Here is a 5,130-nt window from a genome sequence, read left to right as displayed (position 1 = left end):
CGTCCACTACGGCAACGGCTACGTGAACGCCTTCTGGAGCGACAGCTGCTTCTGCATGACCTACGGCGACGGCGCGAACAACACCGACCCGCTGACCTCCCTCGACGTCGCCGGCCACGAGATGAGCCACGGCGTCACCGCCAACACCGCCGGCCTGAACTACAGCGGTGAGTCCGGCGGCCTGAACGAGGCCACCTCGGACATCTTCGGCACGGGTGTGGAGTTCTACGCCAACAACGCCTCCGACCCCGGTGACTACCTCATCGGCGAGAAGATCAACATCAACGGCGACGGCACCCCGCTGCGCTACATGGACAAGCCCAGCAAGGACGGCGGCTCCGCCGACTACTGGTCCTCGTCCGTGGGCAGCCTGGACGTCCACTACTCGTCCGGTGTCGCCAACCACTTCTTCTACCTGCTGTCCGAGGGCAGCGGCGCGAAGACCGTCAACGGGGTGTCCTACAACTCGCCCACCTACAACGGTTCCACGGTCACCGGCATCGGCCGGGACAAGGCGCTGCAGATCTGGTACAAGGCGCTGACCACGTACATGACGTCCACCACGAACTACGCGGGCGCCCGCACGGCGACCCTGAGCGCGGCGGCGGCCCTCTACGGCTCCGGCAGCGCCGAGTACAACGCGGTGGCGGCGGCCTGGTCCGCGGTCAACGTCGGCTGACCTGCGACCGGACGGGCTGAGGGCGATACCCGGAAGAGGTTCCTTCCGGGTACCGCCCTACCCTTGTGACCCATGTCCCCGGCGCCCTTCACCTACGAGCCGGTCGGAGCGACCCGCGACGACCTGACCGTCTGCCCGCCCGGCTTCCACCCGATGCTGGTACGCACCCGCCTCGGCGAGGGCCAGGAGCTCTTCCGCCGGGCCGCCGAGGCGGTCCTCACCTGGGAGATGCACCGCGCGATGGGCGTGGGCATCGACGCCACCGCCGACCGCGCGGCCCCCGGCGTCGACGTCACCGTCACCCTCGCCGGCCTGATCAAGGCCCCCTGCCGCATCATCTGGACGGTCGAGGAACCCCGCCGGGCCGGCTGGGCCTACGGCACGCTGGAGGGCCACCCCGAGTGCGGCGAGGAGGCCTTCGTCGTCGACCGCACCGGCGACGGCACGGTCTGGCTCACGGTGGCCGCGTTCAGCCGTGCCCAGAAGTGGTACGCCCGAGCCGGCGGCCCGGCAACCCGAGGCCTCCAGCACGCGTACGCCCGCCGGTGCGGCACAGTGCTCCGGAACCTGGCCACCAGAGATCGCGAGGACTGAGCGGCCAGGGACAAGCCCTCACCGCAGCAACACCCCCGCCCCCTCCACCACCTCCTCCGACGGCACCGTCACCAGTCCCGCCTCCGCCGCCGAGGCCAGCAGGCGGTGGGACGGGAGGATGCGGACCGTGTAGCCGTAGGGGCCCGTGCGGTCCAGGGAGAGGGGGCCCTCGTACACCAGGCGGCCCTCGAGGTCGGGCGCGCCGGACGGCTTCAGCGGGACCGTCGTGGCGTCGGTGATGCGGTCCTCGGAGTCGACGCGTCCCGACACCGCCTGGACCTCGACGTCGTCCGGGCTCAGCTCGCCGAGCCCGACCCTGACCCGCAGGCCGACGCTCGTACCCAGTTCAGCCGTGGCCGTCGTCTCCGTCGTCTCGACGTGGTCGACGCTCACGCCGGGCCACGCGGCGCGCACCCGGGCCTTCCACGCGGCCAGTTCACGCGCGGTGTCCGGGGTCAGCGTGCGGTGGGCCCGGGCGGCGGGGGCGTAGAGCCGCTCGACGTACTCGCGGACCATGCGGCCGGCCAGGACCTTCGGGCCGAGCAGGGTGAGCGTCTGGCGGACCATCGTGATCCAGCGGTCGGGCAGTCCGCCCCGCCCGCGCTCGTAGAAGCGGGGGGCGACCCGCCGCTCCAGCAGGTCGTACAGGGCCGCCGCCTCGATGTCGTCGCGCCGGTCCGGGTCGGTGCCCGCGCCGTCGGCGGTCGGGACGGCCCAGCCGAAGTCCGGCTGGAACCATTCGTCCCACCAGCCGTCGAGCACCGAGAGGTTGAGGCAGCCGTTCAGTGCCGCCTTCATCCCGCTGGTGCCGCAGGCCTCCAGCGGGCGCAGCGGGTTGTTCAGCCAGACGTCGCAGCCCGGGTAGAGCTTCTGCGCCATCCCCATGCCGTAGTCGGGCAGGAAGACGATGCGGTGGCGCACCCGCGGGTCGTCGGCGAACCTCACCAGTTCCTGGACGAGCCGCTTGCCGCTGTCGTCCGCCGGGTGCGCCTTGCCCGCGACGACGATCTGTACCGGGCGCTGCGGGTGCAGCAGCAGCTCCGTCAGGCGGTCGCGGTCGCGCAGCATCAGGGTGAGGCGCTTGTACGACGGCACCCGGCGGGCGAAGCCGATGGTCAGCACCCCGGGGTCGAGAACCCCGTCGATCCAGCCCAACTCGGCGTCCGCGGCACCGCGTTGCCGCCAGGAGGCGCGCAGCCGCTCCCGCACCTCCAGCACCAGCTGTTCGCGCAGGACCCGGCGCAGCTCCCAGATCTCCTGGTCCGGGATGTCGTCGACCGCGTCCCAGCGTTCCGTGCCGCCGACGGTCAGCGCGTCCTCGGCGCACGCGGCGCCGGCCTGCCGGGCCCCGAGGGCGAGCACCTCCGGGGCGACCCAGGTCGGCGCGTGCACCCCGTTGGTCACGGAGGTGATCGGCACCTCCTCGGCGTCGAACCCCGGCCACAGTCCTGCGAACATCTCGCGGCTGACCTGCCCGTGCAGCAGCGAGACGCCGTTGGCCCGCTGGGCGAGCCTGAGCCCCATCACGGCCATGTTGAACAGGTTGGGCTCGCCGCCCGGGTAGGTCTCCATGCCCAGCGCCAGGATGCGCTGCACGTCGATGCGCGGGAGTTCGGCGTCGGGGCCGAAGTACCGGGCGATCACGTCCCGGTCGAAGCGGTCGATGCCGGCCGGCACCGGGGTGTGGGTGGTGAACACGGTTCCGGCCCGCACTGCCTCCAGTGCGGAGTCGAAGTCCAGCCCGGCGTCGTGCAGCTCGGCGATCCGTTCCAGGCCGAGGAAGCCGGCGTGCCCCTCGTTGGTGTGGAACACCTCGGGCTCCGGGTGCCCGGTGAGCGCGCAGTACGTCCTGACGGCCCGCACGCCCCCTATGCCCAGCAGCATCTCCTGCAGCAGCCGGTGCTCGCTGCCGCCGCCGTAGAGCCGGTCGGTGACCCCGCGTTCGCCGAGGTCGTTCTCCTCCACGTCCGAGTCGAGCATCAGCAGCGGCACCCGGCCCACCTGCGCCAGCCAGATCCGGGCGTGCAGCGCCCGGCCGCCGGGCAGCGTGAGGCAGACCCGCGCCGGGCAGCCGTCGTCGTCCCTCAACTGGGTGAGGGGCAGCTCGTTCGGGTCGAGCACCGGGTAGTGCTCCTGCTGCCAGCCGTCCCGGGAGAGGGTCTGCCGGAAGTAGCCGTGCCGGTAGAGCAGGCCGACCCCGATCAGCGGCACTCCGAGGTCGCTGGCCGCTTTGAGGTGGTCGCCGGCGAGGATGCCGAGGCCGCCGGAGTACTGGGGCAGCGCGGCGGTGATCCCGAACTCCGGGGAGAAGTAGGCGACGGCTGCCGGGAGCCCCTCGGCCTGCGTCTGGTACCAGCGCTCGCCGGCCACATAGTCGCCCAGGTCGTCGGCGACCGCGGTGAGGCGGCGCAGGAACCGCCGGTCCCCGGCCAGCTCGGCCAGCCGCGCCGGGGACACGCTGCCCAGCAGCCGCACCGGGTCGCCCCCGGACTTCGCCCAGCGTTCGGGGTCGACGGACTGGAACAGGTCGCGCGTTTCGGCATGCCAGGACCAGCGCAGATTGCGTGCCAGGTCGCTCAGCGGCCGGAGCGGGTCGGGGAGGACGGGACGGACGGTGAACCGACGGATCGCCTTCACAGTGCACCTCCAAGGATGAGGAAGGCTTCAGGCCGGGGAGGGGACGAACTCCTGCGGAGCAGGGCGGAAAGAGGCGATGCGCTGTCAGGGTGATGCGCGGTCCGTCTCAGCAGCGGCGCGCTCACCCTCCGGGTGACAGACGGTCTGGGAGTCGAGGGACCTGCGGGCCTTCCTCGTCTGCGCGGCAACCGAGGAAGGCGGGGCAAGCGGCGGACGCCGCGATCGGCGCCTCCGGGCAGGCCCTGTTCGGGACGGGCCGCACGCAGGGGCGGGACGTGCCGCTGGTGCACCCTGCGCACACCACCACGGACTGCGGACGCTGCGGAGCGAGAACCAAGCACGCACTTCCTCTTTCGGGACGTACCTACCCCTGCACCGGGTGCGGAGTCGAATCCCTCCCCGTCGACCGTAGTGGTTACCGGGGGGTCGGTGGGGTCATGACGGGGCAGGGTGTCGGGGCGCTCCGGTGGCACGCGCGGGGCGCAGGGACCGGCGCGTCGGCCGCCCCGGACGGCGTTCTTGCCGTATGTCGACATACGCGTGAGTAGTTAGCAAGGTGCCGGATTGCCCACCCGAATAGGGTGGAAGGCTCCTGCGGTACGCCTCTCCGCCCAAAACCCCCGTTGAAGCGGACAGGAGCGGTCATGTCAGCCCAGCACCACTCGTCAGCTGCCCCGACCACGAACGCGACACCGGTTACGTCCACGGCCCTGGGCCGGATCCCCGTCCTCGACGTGCGCCCCGTGGTGCAGCGCGGGCGCAGGCCGGCCAAAGCCGTGACCGGTGAGTCCTTCGAGGTGTCGGCCACCGTGTTCCGGGAGGGCCACGATGCCGTCGCCGCGAACGTCGTCCTGCGGGACCCCGGGGGCCGGGCCGGCCCCTGGACACCGATGCGGGAACTGGCCCCGGGCACCGACCGCTGGGGCGCCACGGTCACGGCGGGCGAACCCGGCCACTGGACGTACACGGTGGAGGCCTGGTCGGATCCGGTCACCAGCTGGCGGCACCAGGCCCAGATCAAGATCCCGGCGGGGATCGACACCGAACTCGTCCTGGCGGAGGGCGCGCTGCTGTACGAGCGTGCGGTCGCCGGGGTCCCGGAACGGCAGCGCGGACCGCTGTGGGAGGCGGTGGCGGCCCTGCGCAACGAGAACCGGCCGGCCGCCTGGCGGCTAGCGGCGGCGCTGGCGCCGGAGGTGGAGGCGGTGCTGGACCGGTAC

General features: G+C 72.3%; 5 protein-coding genes. 4 read left to right on the top strand and 1 reads right to left on the bottom strand.

The features are described from left to right. Both K7G59_RS34160 and K7G59_RS34155 read left to right on the top strand, forming a co-directional pair. Positions 1-679, top strand: a 679-nt coding sequence (locus K7G59_RS34160) for a M4 family metallopeptidase (protein WP_225840570.1), incomplete at its 5' end; no start/stop codon positions are given. A 72-nt stretch (positions 680-751) separates the two neighbouring features. Continuing rightward, a complete protein-coding gene (locus K7G59_RS34155; RefSeq protein ID WP_225840569.1) occupies positions 752-1,273 on the top strand; it encodes a DUF1990 domain-containing protein in 522 nt (173 codons plus the stop codon). 18 nt (positions 1,274-1,291) lie between these two features. On the opposite strand, the gene K7G59_RS34150 is transcribed toward K7G59_RS34155, so the two are convergent. Beyond that, the gene (locus K7G59_RS34150) at positions 1,292-3,910 is read right to left on the bottom strand and encodes a glycosyltransferase family 1 protein (protein WP_225840567.1); all 2,619 of its coding nucleotides are present in this window, start codon (positions 3,908-3,910) and stop codon (positions 1,292-1,294) included. A gap of 92 nt (positions 3,911-4,002) precedes the next feature. On the opposite strand from K7G59_RS34150, the gene K7G59_RS35190 reads away from it, so the two are divergent. Together K7G59_RS35190 and K7G59_RS34140 are read left to right on the top strand one after the other, a co-directional pair. Continuing rightward, on the top strand, positions 4,003-4,458 hold the full coding sequence (locus K7G59_RS35190; RefSeq protein WP_374114326.1) for a zinc ribbon domain-containing protein: 456 nt from the start codon (positions 4,003-4,005) through the stop codon (positions 4,456-4,458). Between the two features lie 96 nt (positions 4,459-4,554). Then, on the top strand, positions 4,555-5,130 hold a 576-nt coding region (locus K7G59_RS34140; RefSeq protein WP_225840565.1), incomplete at its 3' end, for a maltotransferase domain-containing protein.

Origin of the sequence: Streptomyces sp. NK08204, from assembly GCF_020400585.1 — a bacterium.
In the GTDB taxonomy this organism is placed as follows: domain Bacteria; phylum Actinomycetota; class Actinomycetes; order Streptomycetales; family Streptomycetaceae; genus Streptomyces.
Note: the sequence above shows the minus strand (reverse complement) of the source record. Positions and strands in the feature narration are given on the sequence as shown.

Bases quoted from the DNA above. Each gene is read 5' to 3' on its own strand.
- K7G59_RS34155 (WP_225840569.1), top strand. From the start codon at position 752: ATGTCCCCGGCGCCCTTCACCTACGAGCCGGTCGGAGCGACCCGCGAC.
- K7G59_RS35190 (WP_374114326.1), top strand. From the start codon at position 4,003: ATGCGCGGTCCGTCTCAGCAGCGGCGCGCTCACCCTCCGGGTGACAGA.